Source organism: Pseudoalteromonas sp. McH1-7, assembly GCF_013366255.1.
Classification (GTDB): Bacteria; Pseudomonadota; Gammaproteobacteria; order Enterobacterales; family Alteromonadaceae; genus Pseudoalteromonas; species Pseudoalteromonas peptidolytica.
Genome location: NZ_JABWPQ010000021.1, coordinates 95,591 through 116,870 on the forward strand (window position 1 = coordinate 95,591; position 21,280 = coordinate 116,870).

Sequence of the window (21,280 nt, forward strand, 5' to 3'; positions counted from 1 at the left end):
TTGATTATTTTGCTAAGAACTGAGCAATGGTGTCAGCCTGCGATTGAATTGAAAAAATACCGTCCAAATGCCCCCAAGCGCCTTCTATCTCTGTAATTTGCACGTCTTTATTCTTGACTTTAAGGGTCTGTGCTAATTTACGAATGGGCTCAGGCCTTAATAACAAGTCATTGCTTGCAGGCATCAATAAAACCTTTGCTGTGATTTTATCAATAGCGCTATCAAAATTACCTTGCATACCTGCGGTGTATAGTTGCGAGGCGCGGACTAAATACAAGATTGAATTCGCATCTTGCGTTTCGGCCCTTGCTCGTGCGCGCGTTGCTAGCGTTTGGCTGAGTTTAGGAAGCTGACGAATATCTTGTTTTGCTTTGGGATCAAGCACAATAAAGTCTGGAAAACTGGCGTTATAAATAGCGGGGTGCATCGCGTCTTGAGTGATATTAAGCATCGTGGCCGTCAATCCAGCAAGTGGCCTTTCCCCGTCGTAATAGTCCCCGCCCTGCCAATTTGGATCAAGGCGGATGGGTAAAGCCCATTTCTCTAACGCCGCAACGGTCCAAGCATCCATCTTTGCCGCGCCAATCACATGAATTAAACGTGACACTTTTTCGGGGTAGCGCACCGACCATTCTAACGCTTGGAAAGATCCCATAGACGCGCCCATCACCGCATGTAGTTTGTCGATACCTAAGCTATCCAATAGTTGCTTTTGTACTTCAACAAAATCACCTATGGTCACCACGGGAAAATCCAAGCCGTAAGGTTTACCTGTCTTTGGGTTAATGGAGGCAGGACCCGTTGTGATCACATCTTTATTATGCCAGTTTGCGTTGACCAAAGTATCTGAACTTATCACAAAGTACTTGTTCGTATCTATCGCTTTCCCAGGGCCGATAATGGCATCCCAGTAACCGGCTAATACGTCAGACTCTCGATACTTACCCGCCGCGTGAGAGGTGCCAGAAAAGAAATGCGTGATCAAAATTGCATTGCTTTTGTCGGCATTTAATTTGCCATAGCTTTCCCAGCCGACCGTAACGTCAGGAATGCTGACTCCAGACTCTGTAGTAAAATGCGCGAGTGTAAAAACTTGCTTTTCAACCAGCATAGATTTGTTTGTCTCACTGCCATAGAGAATATGGCTGGCAACGAACAAAAGTAACAGGAAAATCCGCTTCATTGCTGTATCACTCCATTAAAATAAGATAAATAGGGTTAATGCGAGGGCAACCCCCACTAGCGGCACGACCGCAGTCAACGCTGCCATAGACCAATAGGCTCGTTGATGTGTTTCTTTACAGATAGCGCGAATGGTTGTAACCACATAACCATTGTGCGGTAAGGTATCCAAAGCACCTGAGCTGATAGCGACAACGCGGTGTAATTGCTCTGGATTGACACCTGCATCGATGTAGTGCGGTGCCACTAGAGGTAATGCAATGGCTTGCCCACCAGATGCCGACCCGGTTAAACCGGCTATCACACTCACCGCCACAGCGGCGCCAAGCAGCTCATTACCCGGCATGTGTGTCATCATTTCAACCGCTAATTGAAATGCCTCAGTGTTTTTTGCGACCGCACCAAACCCCACTACAGCACTGGTATTACCGATAGCAACTAGCGCTCCTGTGGTGCCTAAGTTAATGGCATTCCCCATGTTGTGAAAATGCTTAAAGTTGATCGCGACAATACTGAGTACACCACCTAACAAGGCTACAATAAGTGCACTTTGCTGCAGCGCATCATGAAGGGTAAAAGACAAAATCAACACCACAATCAGAGGTAATACACCTGTGATTGGGTGGGGATAATGGCGGTCATGAATTTCAGGGTCGTCATCTCTCGCTTCAAAGTGCTCACCATTTGCCACCGCTTTGGTTATCATCTTTTTCAACCACCAATAGCCAGTAATAGCCATAAATATGGCAACCACTAAACTGACTTCCCAAGCCGCATAAGGCGAAGTACCTAAATACTTTATTGGGATCCAGTTTTGAATTTCAGGAGAGCCTGCTGAAGTCATGGTAAAGGTGACAGAGCCGAAAGCCAGAGTTGCGGGAATAAAGCGCCTTGGTAAATTGGCATCTTTAAATAAGCTGAGCGCCATGGGGTAGACAGAGAAAGCCACAATAAAAACACTTACACCGCCATACGTTAATACCGCACAGGCAATCACTACCGCTAACACAGCATGTTTCATACCGAGTTTATTAACAATATAACGCGCTACACTATCAGCGGCACCGCTGTCTTCCATAAACTTACCAAATAAAGAACCAAGCAAGAACATAAAAAACCAAGCGCTCAAAAAACCTGCAAAGCCGTCCATATACAGTGTAATAAAGCTACTTTGCACCACATCTGAAGGAAATAAAGCAACGCCACTGGTTAGTGCGACCAATAATGCGCATAGTGGAGCTGCAATAAACAAATTTACACCACGAAGAGTTAGCCAAATAAGTAGGCCAAGTCCTCCTGCCAGTCCAAGCATACTGAGCATAAGGGCTTCCTTTTATTGTTATTAATGCCCGTTATAAATTGATGTGTTGGGCATACTGTTGATGAATATCAGTGTGGCGTGCAGGCGCAATAAAAACCATAGTACTAAGGTTATAGAAGCCTTACACCCCATGTTAATCCTAGCGTATCAAGGTATTAGTACTAAGGTACTAATAGAAAAACTTTACAACTCCCCTATGCTTTGGTGTGACAACAAGCCCCAAATGAAAATAATAAAGGGATCACTGGATGAACATTTACCAACCTAGATATTCAGCTATCGCGTTGGCTATTATACTGGCAACTCAAGTCAGCCCAGCGGCAGCAGAACAAGCAATACAATCACAAGGCAAGTTAGAGCGCATCGAGGTCACGGCACGAAAGACGGTAGAAAACCTTCAAACCGTTCCGGTGACAGTGACTTCTATCGGTGAAACCGATCTACTCGAAAATGGCATTTCGGTACTCTCTGAAGTCCAGCAGTTTTCACCTAATACCACACTTCAAGCCAGCCGTGGCACTAACTCTACCCTCACAGCCTTTATTCGTGGTGTTGGGCAACAAGATCCATTATGGGGTTATGAACCTGGTGTCGGTATTTACGTCGATGACATTTACTTAGCAAGGCCGCAAGGGGCTGTACTAGACCTCCTTGATGTACAACAGATTGAAGTACTACGTGGACCGCAAGGAACGCTATATGGCAAAAACACTATTGGTGGCGCTATAAAATATGTCACTAAGGAAATGTCTGGCGATGCGACTTTTAACGTGGAAGGGACTGTTGGTAGTTATAATCAACGCGATCTTAAGATCACAGGTCAACTGCCGCTCGTGGAAGATACACTCTACCTAGGTTATGGCTTTGCGACTTTGAATCGAGATGGCTTTGGTGAGTTCAAGGTTTCAACGCTGCCCGGCCAAGACAAGGAAAACTACAATAAAGAAATTCAAGCTGCGCGGTTAACCTTGGAATATCGTCCAGGCGATGATTTGTTCTTCCGTTTAGCATGGGATAAAACCGACGATGACTCCAACTCTAAAGGGGGTTACCGCTTGTTGCCGAGCTTACTGACTGACGCTCCCGTGCCTGACAGCGTATTTGATTCTTACACCAGTATGCCAACGTGGAATAAAGTCGAGCTTGAGGGATATAGTTTGACCGCTCGCTGGGATCTTTCTGACGCCACCACAATAAAATACATCGGCGCTAGCCGAGATAGTTATTCCCCGACCAATATTGACTTTGATAATACGCCATTGCGGATCTTTGATGTACCCGCCGTTTATGATGATGAACAAACCACCCATGAGATACAGCTAAGCCATGCAGGTAACGGCTATAAATTTGTCTCAGGTCTATATTATTACGATGGTGAGTCATGCGGCCAATTCCAAGCAATTTTGGAGGTATTAGGACAAAGCTTGGGCGCTCCCGGTCTTACGCGAGAAGTGAGTGGTTGTAATAACTCAAATAGTAAAGCTGCGTATATTCAAGGCACCATTGATTTAGCAGAGCAGTGGTCGCTCACATTAGGCGCTCGTTACACTAAAGACAGTAAAGAAGCACAAGTCAGTAATGGTTTGGTCTTTGATGTCGTGTATCCCGAATCAAATTGGATCCCAGGTTATACACGCCCTGCCGGTGAGCTCGTACCGTCAGTGCTTGATGATGAAGAAGATTGGTCACGGTTTACGCCAAGAGTGGGAGTGGAATATCAATACAACCGCGATATCATGTTCTTTGCCAGCTATGCTCAAGGATTTAAATCCGGCACCTTCAACCCCAGAGCTAGCACCGCAGAGCCTGCTGCAGACCCTGAAATCGTAGATTCATTCGAAATCGGTATGAAAAGCGAATGGAACGACAATCTAAGAGCCAATATCACGCTATTCACATTAGATCACAAAGACCGCCAATATATTTCCGTATTGCCCGGTGCAACTTCTGCCGATCTAAACCAACGACTTGGCAACATAGGTAAGTCTACAGCAAATGGTATTGAAGCCGAGCTGAGCTATGTCGCCACAGAGGCGCTGAGTTTTGACGCCGCGATAGGATATATCGACAGCGACTTTGAAGAGGTACTCGATACTAACCCAGACACGGGTGCGACATTTGATAAATCAGACCGCTTTAGTATTTCTAACACCCCTGATTTAACTTTTAACCTTGGGGCGACCTATAAACTCTACAGCGATATTGGCGATTGGGTATTCAATGCCAGCTACTACCATCGTGGTGATTATGTCTTATTTGAGGAAGATAGCCTACTGACGCAGGACAGCTATGGTTTAGTCAATCTGAGTATTAATTGGTATAGCACAGATGGCAATTGGCGTGTTGGTCTTCATGGGAAAAACCTGACCGATGAAGAATATATGATAGGAGGCTATCAGTTCGTGACACCAGATCCGAGCGATCCGAGTAATATGAGTAAATACACGCCAGGACTTGGTGGTGATAATACTTTGATAGGCTACTTTGGCGACCCAAGAACCGTTTCGCTTACCGTAGGTTATCGTTTTTAGCACCGAAAGCGAGGCTACAAGAGAGTCTCGCTATCTCAATCGCTTGATGTAGTTTTGGAAATACCCTATAACAACGGATACTAGGAGTTAGTTAAGGATGTCTCAGGTGCAAGCAATCATCGCTGATGACCACCCATTATTTCGCAGCGCACTTAAACACGCTGCTGCACAAGCGATTGGTCATGACCCCATTAAAGAAGCCAGTACCTTAGACAGCTTATTCGAGATGTTGCTCGCGCATCCTGAGACAGAGCTAGTATTTTTGGACTTGTCTATTCCTGGGGCGAAAGGCCTCGAAGGTCTTGCCCGGTTAAGAAATCAGTATCCAGACATACTAGTGATCATGGTTTCAGCCAACGAATCAGCATCCATTATTAGTCAATGTGTTGCCCTCGGGGCAAGCGCTTATATTCCCAAGTCTTCCTCACTAGAAGTGATTAGTGATGCTATCAAGCTCGTTATTGAAGGAGAAACTTGGTTGCCTGAAATCGTGGATATCGCGCCAGAAAGTGACAGCGAACAAGCGCAATTTGCACGTAATTTAGAAAAGCTAACACCGCAGCAATATCGCGTGTTAACGATGATTGCCGACGGCCTTTTGAATAAGCAGATTGCGTATGCAATGTCGATTCAAGAGACCACCATCAAACAGCATGTTTCAGCAATTTTAAAAAAGCTCAATGTGTATAACCGCACCCAAGCTGGGATCCTCTTTAATCAGCTGGCTACGGATGTACACCTCGACGATGAAGCGAGTGCTTAACTAAATTAGTCGTTTAATCATGCGCTTTAGGGCTGGTATTTTAAGCGGTTTATAAAGTAATGGGATCCCCGCATCACTTACTTGCTCGCGAATAGCCTCGTCGTGGTTAGCTGTGTTGATAATGATTGGCATATTGTCCAGCGCAAGCGCCGTAATTACCTCAAGTCCGGTGACACCATGATCAAGCTGATAATCCGCGATCAACATATCAGCCCGACTCGTTGCTTGCAGTGCACTAAGCGCTGCTTCATCTCGCGCTACGGCCACCTTACACCCCCAACTTCGCAATACTTGTGATAGTGCATCAAGTGCGTTGGCATCATTATCGAGTAGCCAAATAGACAAACCCGATAATTGCGCATCACCACTGGGTTTGTCAGCAATTACTTCGCTCTTTTGATCCGTCGGCATTCCATAACTTGGCAGTGTTAAGGTAAATTGCGTGCCTTTATTAAGTTGTGAGCCAAGGGTGATGGGTATTTCCAACACTTCACATATCCGTTTACTGATCGCAAGTCCAAGTCCTAATCCCTGCGCTAGCTCTTTACTATGCAGCTGTTTGAATTCTTGAAATATGGCGTCCTGATCTTGCTTTGCAATGCCTACGCCTGTGTCTTCAACAATGATTGAAACACTCTCTCCCTGAGATTCAGCGATAAGCCTTATCGTACCAGACTCAGTGTAACGAATCGCGTTACTCAGTAAGTTTCCCAACACCCTTTTTAGGAGTGCTTTATCGGTGTAGAGCATGGCATCACAAACCCGCACAGTAAACGCTAACCCTTTGTCTTTCGCTATCGCCCCATATTCATTTTCTAATGGCTCCAACAGTGACGATAATACAAAGCGCGAGCGATTAACCTTAAACGCACCGGCTTCTAACTTTGTGAGTTCAAGAATGCTCGACAACAGCTCTTCAGCACTTGCCAATGAACTTTTGATGCTATGCGAAAGCTCAGCTAGTTCAGTCCCGTGGGCTTTTTCACTCATCAATGAACAAAACAGGCTCGCTGCGTTAAATGGCTGTAACAGATCATGGCTTGCTGCTGCGAAAAAACGGGTCTTACTCTCCGTTGCCTGCTCAGCTTGGCGTTTCGCAGTAGATAAAGCATGGTTGGCGTCTATCAACTCTTTGGTTCTTGCTGCGACCGTTTCTTCTAGGTTTGTATTAACTTGTTCTAGTAGGGACTGCTGTTTCACAAACTCCGTGATGTCAGTGTAGGTTGTTACAAACCCGCCACCCGGAAGCGGGTTACCTTGTATTTCAAACACGCGACCATCGTGGTGCTCGCGGCGGTAACGATACGCATTGCCTCGTCGTAAATGTGATAGACGCTTCTGTACTTGCTGCTCGACATCAGCATCACCAAATAGTCCGCGCTGTGCATTGTAACGAATAAGCTCAGCCACAGGGCGACCAATAAACAGTGCATTGTCTGGATAGTTAAACATTTCTGCATAGCGCTGGTTCCAAGCGACCAGTTGCAGTTGGCTATCTACTACACTAATCCCCTGACTGACATTTTCTATGGTCGACTGTAGCAAGTCACGATTAAAACGTAATACCTGTGACGCTTCATCGACAAACTCTGCAACTTGCTCTAAAGGCTGACGCTTTTCATCTTTGGCGACATCTAAAATCAGTTTCGCAGATGCCCCACCAACGAGGGTCGACATCTCCCGCTCAATGATACTTTCAACTTGCAAAGGTGCTGGCAGTTTCCAGTTTCCGGGCTCTTTAGGGAAATGAAGCTCTACAAGCTGCTGTGCTCGCGCCTGCTCGCTAAAGCGCTGCAGTAATGCTGCCAAGTCGTGGTAACTCAACACCGTGTTTGCAGACTGTGCAGATTTGGATGGCATAACAAATTTATTGCTTTGTAAGCGCTCAGCAAGACGTGCTGATGAAATAAATGGCACCAGAAAATAAACCAACAAATTTGCACTTAACGAGATCAGCACAGACTGACTCGTACTGTCTAACCCCAGACTCAAAAAGTCTAACGGTGCTAACCATGTGATACCCATAGGCCCCGCGCTCAACCAGTGACTTTCGAAGTTAAGGCCACTGATCAAGCTCGGTAACAACAGGGTGTAAAACCAAATAGCAAAACCTGTCACAATACCTAATTGCGCGCCTAAGCACGAAGCTCCTCGCCACCACAAACCAATCACCATCGCGGGCGAAAACTGTGCTACCAAAGCAAATGACATGAGTCCCATATTGGCTAATGTGTTACCCTCAGCAAGCACACGATGACTGGCGTAACTCAACAATAAAATGCCAACAATGACCACCCGTCTAGCATTGAGCAGATTAAACTTAGATAAACCACGATGGTGTGAATTTAAGTGCGAGCGGCGCAACAAAAATTGATTGATAAAATCATTGGTGATCATAATAGATAGCACGATGGCTGAAACTATTACCATGCTCGTCGCCGCAGAGAACCCTCCCAGAAAGGCAGTTAAAGCAACCAAAGGTGCATCAGATCCCAGCGGTAAGGCGAGCACAAACGTATCGTAACCAATATCTTGACCATTAAAATACACCAATCCGGCGTAAGCGATTGGCAAAATAAATAAATTAATCAGCAGCAAATAAACGGGAAATAGCCAGCGTGCGGTTTTAAATTGGTTTTGTTCGTCATATTCAATAAAAGAGGTATGGAATTGTCGTGGCAAACAAAGCGTTGCCAATGCACCCAAGAGAACATGGACTAAATAAACATAGGTTGGGCTGGCGGTTGCCTCTATTTGCTTGGTAATTCCCTGCTGCTCTACCTGGTTAAATAAGTGAGCTGGCGATTCAAAGAGCACAAAACAGACGTAAACACCAACGCCCATAAACGCCAGCAACTTAATTAATGACTCAAAGGCGATTGCAGTCATCAACCCAGGGTTATGCTCACTGGGTCTCAGCCTACGTGTGCCAAACAAAATGGCAAATAGAGCCAACAGTAACGTAATGTAAAAAGTACTATCTTGCCAAAATGCGGAACTCACCAGCTGGGTTTCGCTTGTTAGCATACCGATACTAGCACTGGTGGCATTAAGCTGAAGGGCAATATAGGGGACGACTGCAATGACAGAGATCAGAGAAATTAACCCTGACAGACTAGAGGAATTACCGTAACGCGTGGCAATAAAGTCCGCCATAGAGGTCAGTTGCTGCTGGCGACAGATTTCAGCAATACGAGTGTAGACTTGCCAACCAAATATAAACAGTAAAATCGTGCCAACATAAGTTGGCGCTAGCCACCAACCATTATTTGCAGCTTGCGCGGTAGTACCAAAAAACGCCCAAGAGGTGCAATATACCCCAAGTGACAAGGCATAGGTAACTTGCTTGGCATGATAAGAGCGAAATTTAGTACTTACCCTATCCGCGCCCCATGCAATGGTAAATAAAAGCGCTAAATACAGCAGCGCAATAAGACTGATAAGTCCAATAGAAAACATAACTGTGATGATTTTTTATTATTTTTTCTAGCATAACGACTGTATCGTAAAAAGACAGCACACTTTAGTGCTACCGATCATCAAGGCGATAAAAAACGTCCCAGAAACGCAAAAGCCCCAGCTAATGCCGGGGCTTTATCAAAAGTCTAATTTAGTTAAAAACTAAAATTAAGCTTTCTTAGGACGTTCAATAACGTCAACTAGCATCCAAGATTTTTTCTTAGAGATTGGCGCACATTCGCGAATAGTCACGACGTCACCTGTGAGTAGCCGTGTTGTTTTCATCGTGTGCGTGCAACTTAGTTGTACGCTTGATGCTTTCTTTTTATAACGAGTACCGTAGATCGGGTGCTTAATACCAATTTGACTTAATACTTGCTCAATTTGAATGAGTAAATCTGACGTTCGATAGCCATTTATAAAAATTATCCAGGAACGCAAAAGCCCCAGCATGTGCTGGGGCTTTATCAAAAGTCTAATTTAGTTAAAAACTAAAATTAAGCTTTCTTAGGACGTTCAATAACGTCAACTAGCATCCAAGATTTTTTCTTAGAGATTGGCGCACATTCGCGAATAGTCACGACGTCACCTGCTAGTGCCGTGTTGTTTTCATCGTGTGCGTGCAACTTAGTTGTACGCTTGATGAACTTACCGTAGATCGGGTGCTTAACCTGACGCTCGATAGCAACAACAATTGATTTGTCCATTTTATCGCTTACTACACGACCTTGAAGAGTACGGATCTTATCGCTCATTATGCACCTGCCTTCTGGTTAATAACCGTTTTAACACGCGCAATGTTGCGACGTACTTTTCTCAGTTCGTGAGTTTGAGCTAGCTGACCAGTGCTCGCTTGCATGCGCAGGTTAAACTGCTCACGAAGTAGCTCAAGAAGTTCAGCATTTAGCTCTTCTACGCTTTTGTCTTTTAATTCGCTAGCTTTCATTACATTACCGTCCGAGTTACGAAAGTTGTCTTGAATGGTAGTTTACGAGAAGCAAGGTTAAATGCTTCACGAGCAAGCTCTTCAGAAACACCTTCCATTTCGTAAAGCACTTTACCAGGCTGAATTTCAGCAACCCAGTATTCAACAGAACCTTTACCTTTACCCATACGAACTTCAAGCGGCTTTTCTGTAATTGGCTTATCTGGGAATACACGGATCCAGATTTTACCTTGACGCTTGACGTGACGTGTCATAGCACGACGAGCTGCTTCGATTTGACGAGCAGTCATACGGCCACGGCCAGTCGCTTTCAAGCCGAAAGAACCGAAGCTAACTTTGTTACCGCTGGTAGCCAGACCACGGTTGCGGCCTTTGTGTACCTTACGGAATTTTGTACGTTTTGGCTGTAACATTAGTCGCTACCTCTTACTTAGCACTTTTTTTAGCTTTCTTCGGCGCACGTTTAGCTGGCTTCTCTTGCTCTTGAACTAGTGGAAGACCACCAATTACTTCGCCTTTGAAGATCCAAACCTTAACACCGATGATACCGTAAGTGGTCAAAGCTTCTGAAGTTGCGTAGTCGATATCAGCACGTAGAGTGTGTAGAGGCACACGACCTTCACGGTACCACTCAGAACGTGCGATTTCAGCACCGCCTAGACGGCCGCTTACTTCAACTTTGATACCCTTCGCACCTAGACGCATTGCGTTTTGTACTGCGCGCTTCATAGCACGACGGAACATAACACGACGCTCTAACTGAGAAGAAATACCGTCAGCAACTAATTGTGCATCTAGCTCTGGCTTACGTACTTCTGCGATGTTGATTTGCGCAGGTACACCAGCAAGCTTAGTTACAGCTTGGCGAAGCTTTTCAACATCTTCACCTTTTTTACCGATAACAACACCAGGACGAGCTGTGTGAATTGTTACACGGATTGATTTAGCTGGACGCTCGATAACGATCTTAGCTACAGAAGCACTTTTCAATTCCTTAGTAAGGTATTGACGTACTTTGTGATCGCCAAAAAGCTGTTCAGAGAAATCTTTTGTATTCGCGTACCAAGTAGATACCCAAGGCTTTGAGATACCTAGGCGAATACCAGTAGGATGAACTTTTTGTCCCATTACTTATATCTCCTAGCTATCCGATACCACAACAGTGATGTGGCTTGTACGCTTAAGGATGCGGTCTGCGCGTCCTTTAGCACGTGGCATAATGCGTTTCATTGTAGGACCTTCGTCTACAAATACTTTAGCCACTTTAAGCTCATCAATGTCAGCACCTTCGTTGTGCTCCGCGTTCGCGATAGCAGACTCAAGTACTTTCTTAACTAATACAGCCGCTTTCTTCGGGCTGTACGCCAGGATTTCTAGCGCGCGATCAACCGGAAGTCCACGGATCTGATCTGCCACTAGACGTGCTTTCTGCGCCGAACCAGAGGCGAATTTGTGTTTAGCTAATGCTTCCATCATACCCTCCGATTAACGTTTCTTAGCTTTCTTATCCGCAGCGTGACCGCGGTAAGTACGTGTAGGTGCAAATTCACCTAGTTTGTGACCGATCATTTCGTCTGTGATGAACACAGGAACGTGCTGACGACCATTATGGACAGCGATGGTCAATCCGATCATGTTAGGTATGATCATTGAACGACGGCTCCAAGTTTTAATTGGCTTCTTGTCACCGCTTTCCAACGCTTTCTCTACCTTCTTCAGCAAGTGTAGGTCAATAAATGGACCTTTCTTGAGAGAACGTGGCATGGCAATTCCTCAACTATTATTTAGTACGACGACGTACGATGAACTTATCAGTACGCTTGTTCTTACGAGTCTTGTAACCCTTAGTAGGTACGCCCCATGGAGATACAGGGTGACGACCACCAGAAGTACGACCTTCACCACCACCGTGTGGGTGGTCAATCGGGTTCATGGCAACACCACGAACTGTAGGACGGATACCACGCCAACGATTTGCACCAGCTTTACCTAGTGAACGTAGCATGTGCTCTGCGTTACCTACTTCGCCAAGAGTCGCACGACAATCAGACTCAACCTTACGAACTTCACCAGAGCGAAGACGTAGTGTTACGTATTGACCTTCACGAGCAAGGATCTGTACGTAAGCACCAGCAGAACGTGCAATTTGTGCACCTTTGCCAGGTTTAAGTTCAACGTTGTGTACTGTAGAACCTACAGGGATATTACGCATAGGTAGTGTGTTACCAACCTTGATTGGTGCATCAACACCAGATTGGATTGCATCACCTGCTTTAAGACCCTTAGGTGCAATAATGTAACGACGCTCACCGTCTGCATATAATACAAGAGCGATGTTTGCGCTACGGTTTGGATCGTACTCTAGACGCTCAACTTTAGCAGGAATGCCATCTTTTGTGCGTGTAAAGTCGATTACACGGTAGTGTTGCTTATGACCACCACCGATGTGACGAACCGTGATACGACCGTTGTTGTTACGACCGCCTGATTTAGAGTTTTTCTCTAGTAGCGGAGCGTAAGGCTTACCCTTGTGTAGATCAGGGTTAACCACTTTAACGACGTGACGACGACCCGCAGAAGTTGGTTTACACTTTTGAAGTGCCATAATTCTAACTCCCCTTATTACTCGGCGCCGCCGACAAAGTCTAGCTCGCTACCTTCTTTAAGAGTAACGTATGCTTTTTTCCAATCGCTACGACGGCCAAAACGCATACCAGTACGCTTTGTCTTACCCTTAACATTTAGAGTGCGAACACCAGTTACTTCTACTTCGAAAAGCTTTTCAATAGCAGCTTTAATTTCTGCTTTGTTTGCATCTTTTGCTACTTTGAAAACAATCGTGTTGTTTTCTTCAGCAGATACAGTGCTCTTCTCAGAGATGTGTGGAGCAAGGATTACTTTTAAAAGACGTTCTTCACGGATCATGCTAGCGCCTCCTCAAGTTGCTTAACAGCAGCAGCAGTAATCAGAACCTTATCGAAAGCGATTAGGCTTACTGGGTCGATGCCAGCTACGTCACGCGTGTCAACCTTGTACAGGTTACGTGCAGAAAGGAATAGATTCTCATCTACTTCTTCAGTCACGATTAGTACGTCTTTAAGCTCAAGTTCTTTAAGCTTAGCTACTAGTTCTTTAGTTTTTGGTGCTTCTAGACCAAAATCTTCAACAACTACTAGACGATCTTGACGAACAAGCTCAGAAAGAATGCTCTTGATCGCACCGCGATACATCTTACGGTTAACTTTTTGGCTGTGATCTTGCGGCTTAGCTGCAAAGCTCACACCACCGCTGCGCCAGATTGGGCTGCGGATTGTACCAGCACGAGCACGGCCAGTACCTTTTTGGCGGAATGGTTTCTTACCACCACCGCGTACTTCAGAACGTGTCAGTTGAGCTTTAGTACCTTGACGAGCACCTGCTGCGTAAGCAACAACTACTTGGTGTACTAATGCTTCGTTAAACTCACGTCCAAAAGTAGCTTCGGAAACTTCAAGCGCACCAGCGCCTTTAATTGCTAATTCCATCACTAAATCTCCAGGACTTATGCTTTAACAGCTGGTTTAACGATAACGTCACCGCCGATAGCGCCAGGTACTGCACCTTTAACTAAAAGCAAGTTACGCTCTGCGTCAACACGTACTAGTTCAAGGTTCTGTGTCGTAGAACGAACATTACCCATTTGACCGGCCATTTTCTTACCTTTGAAAACTTTACCAGGAGACTGGTTTTGACCGATTGAACCAGGAGCACGGTGAGATAGAGAGTTACCGTGAGTTGCGTCTTGCATGCTGAAGTTCCAGCGCTTAACACCACCTTGGAAACCTTTACCTTTTGAAGTACCAGTAACGTCTACTTTTTTCACTTCAGTGAAAAGTTCAACAGTTAGCTCTGAACCTACTTCAAATTCACCTTCACCGCCGTTAAGACGGAATTCCCACAGGCCGCGACCCGCTTCAACGCCAGCTTTAGCGAAGTGACCCGCTGCTGGTTTGTTTACACGGCTTGCTTTTTTCTCGCCTGCAGTAACTTGAAGCGCGTTATAACCGTCAGTTGCGTCAGATTTGATCTGCGTAACACGGTTAGGAGTCGCTTCGATAACTGTCACAGGGATAGATACACCATCTTCAGTGAAGATACGTGTCATACCCACTTTACGACCGACTAGACCTAATGCCATTTTCCTAAAACCTCTCTAATCTTCCGATTAACCCAGGCTGATTTGAACATCAACACCAGCAGCAAGGTCTAGGCGCATTAGCGCGTCTACAGTCTTGTCAGTTGGTTCTACGATGTCGATCAGACGTTTGTGGGTGCGGATTTCATACTGATCACGCGCGTCTTTGTTAACGTGCGGAGAGATCAATACTGTGAAACGTTCTTTGCGCGTAGGTAGTGGGATTGGACCACGAACCTGTGCACCAGTGCGCTTCGCTGTTTCCACGATTTCCGCCGTTGATTGGTCAATCAAACGGTGGTCAAAAGCTTTTAGGCGAATACGAATGCGTTGATTTGACATTCTTAAACCTCAAATAAAAAGAGCATTTAAAAAGAGCATAAAAAAACGACCGAGACTAGCTCAATAATTTCTGAGAAGTCGGTTGTTAATTTATTTCTACCATTGAACTCACAATTGGAGTTCCTGTTCATATGGTCTGAAATCCAGACCTTTCATTTACTTTCAAAGACACTATGGTCAAGAAAGTCTGCATATTATAGTGATATTGGTGATAAATGCAACAACTATTATAAAGTAATTTTATGACCGTAAAATAACCAGCGTTTAGGCGCAGCCTTAGCAACTTTAGAGTAAAAGTAACCTGCACAAACAGCTTTCTATCATTGTCCGTTAAGATAACTGTGCTACTTTTTAAAGCATCAAAAAACAGAGCAAGATGGCTGAAAATAGCAGTTGAAATGGTCAGTCCAGTTAAATCTTGGTATTCTATAATTAATGATAATTGTTCGGTATTTCCATGCAGATTTTTTCTTATTTGCTCACCACTATCGCTCGTTGTAGCAATTGGCTTTTCGTCAAAAGTAAAGTATTGCCAGAAAATCCCATTAATGACTATGAGCTTGACCCAAGCATACCTACTTTTTATGTGGCGACGTTAGATTCAACTTCAGATATGGTCGCGTTGGATATAATGTGTAAGAAGCTTGGCTTGCCAAGACCTTCCCAAAAAGAAAAAATAGGAAATAAAGAGCTCAACCGGTTTGTTGGGATCCAAGCGCCACCGAGCGTATTTGGCAATAGCCACAAGCCAAGCAATGCCCTTGCTCATAGCAGGGCAATTTTTGAAGCGTTAAAAGCCGATATCAATCAAAATGTCCAAGTTATCCCTGTGACTATTCTTTGGGGTAGAAATCCAGGCAAAGAAAAACCAGGTGTGGGCACGCTGTTATCAAATTCACTGACCCCAAGCTGGTTGCGAAAGTGCTTTGTAGTGATATTTTCAGGTCGTGACAACTTTGTTCGATTTTCACGCCCTATTGAACTTAACCAACTACTTACTGATAAAGCCGATGTTGAAGAGCTTCCTCATAAGCTTTTACGCGTTGCCAGAGTGCACTTTAGACGCCAAAAACTCGCAGCAACTGGACCAAAGCTCCCTTCTCGTGAGCAACTATTCAGTTCAATATTGGCATCACAAAGTATCAAAAAAGCCATTGCCGACGAAGCCAAAGCAAAAGGCCTTAGTCAAGAAGAGGCACGCTTACAAGCATTATCTTTACTTGATGAAATCGCGGCGAATTATTCCGATGCCATGGTGCGCGTAGCAGATAGGGCTCTGACTTGGCTTTGGAATAAACTTTATAATGGCATTGAGGTAAATAACTCAGATAAAGTCCAAGCACTTGCTGATAAAGGTCATGAAATCATCTATGTCCCCTGTCATCGTAGCCATATGGACTACTTACTACTTACCTATGTCATTTATCACCAAGGCTTAGTGCCTCCACATATTGCGGCAGGTGTTAATCTTAATTTCTTCCCTGCAGGCCCTATTTTTAGACGCAGCGGTGCTTTCTTTATTCGCCGCTCCTTTTCTGGAAATAAGCTGTATTCTGCGGTATTCAAAGAGTACCTCAGCCAGCTCTTTATTAAAGGCTACTCTGTCAAATTTTATACCGAAGGTGGGCGCAGTCGCACAGGTCGCTTATTGCCACCAAAAACGGGCATGCTGGCTATGACGCTTCAGTCTATGCTACGAGGTATCGATAGACCTATTTCGCTAGTACCTGTTTACCTCGGTTATGAACATGTGATGGAAATCAATACGTACCTAAAAGAGTTAGCCGGCAACAGCAAAAAAAATGAGTCTATATTTGGCATTTTTAAGGCTATTAAGAATCTGAAAAATTACGGACGAGGCTACTTAAATTTTGGCGAGCCAATTTCTGTCAATCAATTTTTAAACGAACAGCAGCCTGACTGGCGTGCATCAATCCACCCAACAGAAGCGCAAAAGCCTGTGTGGCTAAACAAACAAGTGGCTGATCTCTCTGAGGTGATCATGACCGAGATAAATAACTCTGCAGCGCTTAACTCTGTCAACCTTCTTGCCACAATATTGTTAAGTAATGAACAGTTTGCATTACCAAAGCCGCAGCTATTACAGCAGCTCGAATTGTACCTAGAGTTACACAGACAAGCCCCCTATCACAACAATGCTACAATCCCAGCTTGTAGTGCTGAAGCACTCTTGAGTCATGCTTTAAAGCTCGATAAGTTCGATGTCATTGACGATAGCTTTGGTAGCATCATCAGTGTTAAAGAACATGAGCGTGCGCTGCTAAATTATTATCGAAATAATATTCTTCATTTATTTGCAGTACCTAGTTTAATAGCGCAACAGCTTTTCAACCGCTACAGCTTAAGCATTGATGAATGCAGAAAAGAAGTTGAGTTGCTATACCCTTTATTCGCTAAAGAGTGGTTTTTAACCGATCTTCAAGACAATTATATCGAATCTATTTTATCCTTCTTTGCAGCCCAGAAGCTTATTTCATTTGACGGACATCTGGCTTCTGTTAACAAAGAGGGGGCAGCCTTAGCTCAACTTGAAATGCTAGGTAAAGTGATCCATTTGACCCTAGAGCGTTATGCAATCACCATCAACCTAGTTAAACACCATCAGGGCTTGAGTCGCAGTGAGCTCGAAAGCGAGAGCGCACTACTGGCCGAGCGACTTGGGACATTGCATGGAGTCAAAAGCCCCGAGTTTTTTGACAAGAAAGTACTAAGCGCTTTTGTTTCTAGTTTGAAAGAGCAGGGCTTTATTGAGCAAGATGAAGGTACAGGTATTCGTGGCACAACGACTTTGCTGACATTGGAGCAACATTTAAAAGCACTCCTTCCTGCTAGGATTTATCAGTCCATTCAACATATCGTATAAAGGTAAAAGGCCCATGTTTTAGGGCCTTTTTACCAACTTGCTTAATTAAGCGAGCTACTTTGAGACGAGAAAACCTTATTGGTAGCACCGTCGCCACCTAAGTACCTACCCCCATGAGAGCAAGAAATAACTTTGCTATTTAGTTGTTCTAAATAAGAAGTTCTTTATACTCTTGCCGTTCTAGCAGTCCAAACTTGCGTTGCAATCAAGGAAATCACCATCATTGCTGCACCAATGTCTAGATAGTACATTTGATGTGGCCATACTAACGACACGCCAGCAATCGCAATAACTCCTCTTATCAATGGCTTCAATTGAGACTCTGCATATCCATAAATTGCAGCAACCAGTGCATAGATACCGATGAGGGCAGTAAAAAATATTTGCATCACTTCAACGTGAGTACCGCCTATAAAAGGAGTGTAAGCAAATAATAGTGGCACTATATATAAGGCTTTAGCTGTCTTCCATGCTTCTACTCCCGTTGTCATTGGTGGAGTTTTTGCGATCCCTGCCGCAGTAAAGGCTACCAAGCACACCGGTGGGGTCACGTTACTATCTTGCGACAGCCAAAAGATAATCATGTGCGCTGATAGAAGCATCATCGCCAAGTGCGAGGCATCGAATTGATTGCTACGAATAATCTCAATAGCTTCTGGTGGTAACCCAGCCAGTATAGTCATGACCTCATTGGCGCTGGTTGTAGGCAAGTTATAAATTTCACTGAGGCTTGGCGCCATCATCTGCATCATCATGTTCGCGGTATCGTTGAGTTGGCCGTTGACTATCACCTCTACCAATGCAGATTGACTGATCAATCCGTACAGTGCAGGCGCTGAGAGTGTCGCTAACACAATATAAGATGCCGTAACAGGTAAGCCCATTCCAACGATTAGAGATGCCAATGCAATCAACACCAGCAACAACATCAAATTCGACCCAGCCCATTCATTGATCATCAAAGAGAAAGTAACCCCAAGTGAGCTGATAGATATAGAATTAATAAGTACACCTATGGTTACCAATAACACCGCTGTTTTGGCGCTATTCTCTGTTGCCGAGGCAAGTGCTGCGAGTACTTTTGAATAACCCATTGGCGTGCGAGACACCAAAGAAAATAAGTATACACTGAGGGTTGCAATACTAACGGCGTAGGTGGGTGTAAAGCCATAAACCATAAGTGCAACCAGCAGCAATATAGGTAACAGATGATGCCAACCCGCTTTTAACTCTTGCCATGCACTCAATTGCTCGGCGTGTTCTGGTGGTTTAATACCTAATCGCTTTGCCTGAATTCTTACAAAAATAGCAATGGAAGCAAAGTACAGTATCGCTGGCATAAACGCCGCCGCAATAATTGTGAGATATGGGATCTGCGTGTATGAAGCCATCACAAACACACCGGCTCCCATAATTGGTGGGATCAACTGGCCACCAGTTGAGGCTCCAGCTTCAACAGCAGCGGCAAATTTTGCCGGAAATCCGGCTTTCTTCATTAAAGGGATTGTGATCACACCAGTTGCAGCTGTATTGGCAATCGCAGATCCAGACACTGACCCCATCATGCCTGAACTCACCACAGCAACCAAACCTTGGCCACCAACCATGCGCCCAACAAGTGCGTTAGATAGACGAATAATAAAATCACCGGTTCCCGCTTGAACTAAAAAGCTACCGAACAGGATGAACATAAATACGAATGTCCAAGAGATCTTGGCAATAGGCCCAAAGAGCCCGTCATCAAAATAATTTCGAAACAGTATTGTTTCAGCGCTGAGTCCTGCAAAATGAAAAATACCGTCAATATATTGCCCAAGAAACAATACATAGCTCATCGCCAGCATGATCATAACGGGAATAAACCATCCCATACTTCGACGAACTAACTCTAGCGCCACTAACGTAGCGGTAATCGATGCTAGCCAGTCAGCTGTTGCAAATTCATAGTTACGTGCTGCCAATGCGTCACTATAGAGCACGAGATAGCCACAACTGAGTACTAAGCTTACACATAGCCCAACATCAATCACATGAGCAACCCATGTCCATCTGCCACTATTAAGCGGCACAGTCAGTAATAAAAAGCTCCCAAACAACATAAAGTGAATGGCTGAAATATAATTGTCTGGCCAGGTAGCAACTAAATTAAAATAAAGATGTAAGAGGCTTGTGATTACCGCCAAATAGAAAGCTAGCCTTGCTTTGTTACTCTGGGGCTTTGTTGGTACTACTAAACTATCCGGCTCATTTTTGATACTACTCATTGGTACATACTGTCTCACTTTGCTTAACGACCAGCACTACTGCAGGTGGGCAGGTATCTCGATACCTATTTCTCGATAATATTTTAGTGCCCCTGGGTGTAATTTAGCAGGGAGTCCTATTAACGCTTTTTCAATTGCCATTGCCTTGGTTGCTTTATGGATAGTCTGTAAAAAAACCAAGTTTTCATAAATCGTCTTAGTAAGAAGGTAAACATCTTCTTCGTTCATGTCTTTGTGAACAGCAAGGAAATTAGGCTGGGCAATCGTTTTGATGGCTTGGGTTTGACCTGGATAGGTGTTCGCTGGAATTTCGAAACGAGACCACAGTTCAGTCCCACCATTTACTTTTTGTAGCTGCTCATCCGTAAAATCAAGCACAGTTATCCCTTGAGCATCAGCAGCGTAAGCACTTGTGATAGCACTAACTGGCACGCCTGCGGGAATATTCATCCCTGCAATTTGACCGTTTTGTAACGCATTAGCAGAGCCTGCATAGCCTTTATGAACCAAAGTGAATTTCTCACTATCAATACTTAGTGCAGCCATAATGTGCTTGCCCGATCCTTCCGTGCCTGAATTACGTTTACCAATACCAAACCCTTGCGAGTAAAGATTTTTTAAGTCTGACACATTACCCGTTTTGGCATACTTTTTATCAATTACAAAGTGCTCAACATTCTGCCAAAGCATAGTTACCGAACGCAGATAGTCTTGCTTTCCTGCCGTGGACATCGCCCCTTCGCCTTGCGTTGCCCAAGCGCCATAAAGTCCTTGTAAGATAGCCAGTTCCGCCTCTTTATTTCGCATTAGTTTTAGATTATCACCCGAACCTGCTGAGGTTATAGCAGATACACTCATACCATACTGTGGCGTGATTTTAAGTTTGGCTAATGTCGCAATTGCAACCCCCACAGGATAAAACGTTCCCCCTGATGATGCTGTTGCAAGAATATAAGATCTCTCCTTATCGACTTTGGCATAACTGGTAAAAGTACATAGGGAAATTGCAGTACTGAGCACAGCAACAATCACTCGGGTTGATAGAGCTAACATGATTTCACTTCCTAATCTTATTTTTTTATACAGGCTTATTTTGCACATCTTTACGAATTTAACCAAATTTTTACGTCAATGGAGGCAAAGTATTAAAGCTAATTGGTATAACGTATAGAATAGGCTAATTGAGTGGTTAGAATGTGGATTTTAGTTCATCAAAAAGATATATCGGGAGATTGTTGTGCGGTTCTTATGGATAATGGGGATATGTGTTGATTATGACAATCCATATATTGTAAGCGGGCCACTCTCATGCCTATATACGTATTACCTTTGATTTTCTATAGGCATTAAAAAAGGCCGCTTTCGCGACCTTTTTTACAGTGTATTGCTACAACCTAAAGCTTATGCTTCGATT

20 protein-coding genes are annotated in these 21,280 nt (G+C 44.4%); 3 read left to right on the forward strand and 17 right to left on the reverse strand.

Going from position 1 to position 21,280, the window contains the following annotated elements:
* Positions 1-4: 4 nt before the first annotated feature.
* A complete protein-coding gene (locus HUZ36_RS15430) occupies positions 5-1,183 on the reverse strand; it encodes an E22 family MetX-like putative esterase (RefSeq protein ID WP_176033315.1) in 1,179 nt (392 codons plus the stop codon).
* A 15-nt stretch (positions 1,184-1,198) separates the two neighbouring features.
* Complete coding sequence (locus tag HUZ36_RS15435) at positions 1,199-2,503, reverse strand: GntP family permease (protein WP_125251483.1); 1,305 nt, start codon at positions 2,501-2,503, stop codon at positions 1,199-1,201.
* 248 nt (positions 2,504-2,751) lie between these two features.
* Between HUZ36_RS15435 and HUZ36_RS15440 the strand changes: the two genes are divergently transcribed.
* Both HUZ36_RS15440 and HUZ36_RS15445 read left to right on the forward strand, forming a co-directional pair.
* Positions 2,752-5,034, forward strand: coding sequence for a TonB-dependent receptor (locus HUZ36_RS15440; RefSeq protein ID WP_176033316.1), 2,283 nt, complete (start codon positions 2,752-2,754; stop codon positions 5,032-5,034).
* A gap of 97 nt (positions 5,035-5,131) precedes the next feature.
* Positions 5,132-5,797 (forward strand): response regulator, encoded by a 666-nt coding sequence (locus tag HUZ36_RS15445; protein WP_128730417.1) that lies wholly within the window; start codon positions 5,132-5,134, stop codon positions 5,795-5,797.
* Here the strand turns inward: HUZ36_RS15445 and HUZ36_RS15450 are convergent, their stop codons facing one another.
* The 13 genes from HUZ36_RS15450 to rpsJ form a co-directional block, all read right to left on the reverse strand.
* Entirely contained in the window at positions 5,798-9,256 is a 3,459-nt protein-coding gene (locus HUZ36_RS15450; RefSeq protein ID WP_176033317.1) for a hybrid sensor histidine kinase/response regulator, read from the reverse strand.
* Positions 9,257-9,424: 168 nt separating this feature from the next.
* The gene (gene rpsQ, locus HUZ36_RS15455; protein WP_167508225.1) at positions 9,425-9,697 is read right to left on the reverse strand and encodes a 30S ribosomal protein S17; all 273 of its coding nucleotides are present in this window, start codon (positions 9,695-9,697) and stop codon (positions 9,425-9,427) included.
* Positions 9,698-9,753: 56 nt separating this feature from the next.
* Positions 9,754-10,011, reverse strand: coding sequence for a 30S ribosomal protein S17 (gene rpsQ / locus HUZ36_RS15460; RefSeq protein WP_125251479.1), 258 nt, complete (start codon positions 10,009-10,011; stop codon positions 9,754-9,756).
* Positions 10,011-10,202 carry a 50S ribosomal protein L29 gene (gene rpmC, locus HUZ36_RS15465; protein ID WP_058031280.1) on the reverse strand — a complete coding sequence of 64 codons (192 nt, stop codon included), beginning with the start codon at positions 10,200-10,202 and terminating at the stop codon, positions 10,011-10,013. Before rpmC ends, rpsQ (HUZ36_RS15460) begins: the two co-directional genes overlap by 1 nt.
* Positions 10,202-10,615: a 50S ribosomal protein L16 gene (rplP, locus tag HUZ36_RS15470; RefSeq protein ID WP_095728988.1), complete on the reverse strand. Its 414-nt coding sequence runs from the start codon at positions 10,613-10,615 to the stop codon at positions 10,202-10,204. Before rplP ends, rpmC begins: the two co-directional genes overlap by 1 nt.
* A 13-nt stretch (positions 10,616-10,628) precedes the next feature.
* Positions 10,629-11,330 (reverse strand): 30S ribosomal protein S3, encoded by a 702-nt coding sequence (rpsC, locus tag HUZ36_RS15475; protein WP_010376374.1) that lies wholly within the window; start codon positions 11,328-11,330, stop codon positions 10,629-10,631.
* 12 nt (positions 11,331-11,342) lie between these two features.
* Entirely contained in the window at positions 11,343-11,675 is a 333-nt protein-coding gene (gene rplV, locus HUZ36_RS15480; RefSeq protein WP_010376375.1) for a 50S ribosomal protein L22, read from the reverse strand.
* Between the two features lie 12 nt (positions 11,676-11,687).
* Complete coding sequence (rpsS, locus tag HUZ36_RS15485; protein WP_010376377.1) at positions 11,688-11,966, reverse strand: 30S ribosomal protein S19; 279 nt, start codon at positions 11,964-11,966, stop codon at positions 11,688-11,690.
* Positions 11,967-11,982: 16 nt separating this feature from the next.
* Positions 11,983-12,807 (reverse strand): 50S ribosomal protein L2, encoded by an 825-nt coding sequence (gene rplB, locus HUZ36_RS15490; protein ID WP_010607737.1) that lies wholly within the window; start codon positions 12,805-12,807, stop codon positions 11,983-11,985.
* A 17-nt stretch (positions 12,808-12,824) separates the two neighbouring features.
* A complete protein-coding gene (gene rplW / locus HUZ36_RS15495; RefSeq protein WP_095728987.1) occupies positions 12,825-13,127 on the reverse strand; it encodes a 50S ribosomal protein L23 in 303 nt (100 codons plus the stop codon).
* Positions 13,124-13,726, reverse strand: a complete 603-nt coding sequence (gene rplD, locus HUZ36_RS15500) for a 50S ribosomal protein L4 (protein WP_125251478.1) — start codon at positions 13,724-13,726, stop codon at positions 13,124-13,126. The genes rplW and rplD overlap by 4 nt, the downstream gene beginning before the upstream one ends.
* 17 nt (positions 13,727-13,743) lie before the next feature.
* Positions 13,744-14,379, reverse strand: a complete 636-nt coding sequence (gene rplC / locus HUZ36_RS15505; RefSeq protein WP_010376387.1) for a 50S ribosomal protein L3 — start codon at positions 14,377-14,379, stop codon at positions 13,744-13,746.
* Between the two features lie 27 nt (positions 14,380-14,406).
* Positions 14,407-14,718: a 30S ribosomal protein S10 gene (rpsJ, locus tag HUZ36_RS15510; protein ID WP_010376390.1), complete on the reverse strand. Its 312-nt coding sequence runs from the start codon at positions 14,716-14,718 to the stop codon at positions 14,407-14,409.
* Positions 14,719-15,175: 457 nt separating this feature from the next.
* Between rpsJ and plsB the strand changes: the two genes are divergently transcribed.
* Positions 15,176-17,602, forward strand: a complete 2,427-nt coding sequence (gene plsB, locus HUZ36_RS15515) for a glycerol-3-phosphate 1-O-acyltransferase PlsB (protein WP_176033318.1) — start codon at positions 15,176-15,178, stop codon at positions 17,600-17,602.
* A gap of 164 nt (positions 17,603-17,766) precedes the next feature.
* Here plsB and HUZ36_RS15520 read toward each other — a convergent pair whose 3' ends face one another.
* Positions 17,767-19,866: a TRAP transporter permease gene (locus tag HUZ36_RS15520; RefSeq protein ID WP_176033319.1), complete on the reverse strand. Its 2,100-nt coding sequence runs from the start codon at positions 19,864-19,866 to the stop codon at positions 17,767-17,769.
* Between the two features lie 36 nt (positions 19,867-19,902).
* Positions 19,903-20,919, reverse strand: coding sequence for a TAXI family TRAP transporter solute-binding subunit (locus HUZ36_RS15525; RefSeq protein ID WP_176033320.1), 1,017 nt, complete (start codon positions 20,917-20,919; stop codon positions 19,903-19,905).
* Positions 20,920-21,280: the final 361 nt, after the last annotated feature.

Bases quoted from the DNA above. Each gene is read 5' to 3' on its own strand.
- HUZ36_RS15430 (WP_176033315.1), bottom strand. From the start codon at position 1,183: ATGAAGCGGATTTTCCTGTTACTTTTGTTCGTTGCCAGCCATATTCTC.
- HUZ36_RS15435 (WP_125251483.1), bottom strand. From the start codon at position 2,503: ATGCTCAGTATGCTTGGACTGGCAGGAGGACTTGGCCTACTTATTTGG.
- HUZ36_RS15440 (WP_176033316.1), top strand. From the start codon at position 2,752: ATGAACATTTACCAACCTAGATATTCAGCTATCGCGTTGGCTATTATA.
- HUZ36_RS15445 (WP_128730417.1), top strand. From the start codon at position 5,132: ATGTCTCAGGTGCAAGCAATCATCGCTGATGACCACCCATTATTTCGC.
- HUZ36_RS15450 (WP_176033317.1), bottom strand. From the start codon at position 9,256: ATGTTTTCTATTGGACTTATCAGTCTTATTGCGCTGCTGTATTTAGCG.
- rpsQ (WP_125251479.1), bottom strand. From the start codon at position 10,011: ATGAGCGATAAGATCCGTACTCTTCAAGGTCGTGTAGTAAGCGATAAA.
- rpmC (WP_058031280.1), bottom strand. From the start codon at position 10,202: ATGAAAGCTAGCGAATTAAAAGACAAAAGCGTAGAAGAGCTAAATGCT.
- rplP (WP_095728988.1), bottom strand. From the start codon at position 10,615: ATGTTACAGCCAAAACGTACAAAATTCCGTAAGGTACACAAAGGCCGC.
- rpsC (WP_010376374.1), bottom strand. From the start codon at position 11,330: ATGGGACAAAAAGTTCATCCTACTGGTATTCGCCTAGGTATCTCAAAG.
- rplV (WP_010376375.1), bottom strand. From the start codon at position 11,675: ATGGAAGCATTAGCTAAACACAAATTCGCCTCTGGTTCGGCGCAGAAA.
- rpsS (WP_010376377.1), bottom strand. From the start codon at position 11,966: ATGCCACGTTCTCTCAAGAAAGGTCCATTTATTGACCTACACTTGCTG.
- rplB (WP_010607737.1), bottom strand. From the start codon at position 12,807: ATGGCACTTCAAAAGTGTAAACCAACTTCTGCGGGTCGTCGTCACGTC.
- rplW (WP_095728987.1), bottom strand. From the start codon at position 13,127: ATGATCCGTGAAGAACGTCTTTTAAAAGTAATCCTTGCTCCACACATC.
- rplD (WP_125251478.1), bottom strand. From the start codon at position 13,726: ATGGAATTAGCAATTAAAGGCGCTGGTGCGCTTGAAGTTTCCGAAGCT.
- rplC (WP_010376387.1), bottom strand. From the start codon at position 14,379: ATGGCATTAGGTCTAGTCGGTCGTAAAGTGGGTATGACACGTATCTTC.
- rpsJ (WP_010376390.1), bottom strand. From the start codon at position 14,718: ATGTCAAATCAACGCATTCGTATTCGCCTAAAAGCTTTTGACCACCGT.
- plsB (WP_176033318.1), top strand. From the start codon at position 15,176: ATGCAGATTTTTTCTTATTTGCTCACCACTATCGCTCGTTGTAGCAAT.
- HUZ36_RS15520 (WP_176033319.1), bottom strand. From the start codon at position 19,866: ATGAGTAGTATCAAAAATGAGCCGGATAGTTTAGTAGTACCAACAAAG.
- HUZ36_RS15525 (WP_176033320.1), bottom strand. From the start codon at position 20,919: ATGTTAGCTCTATCAACCCGAGTGATTGTTGCTGTGCTCAGTACTGCA.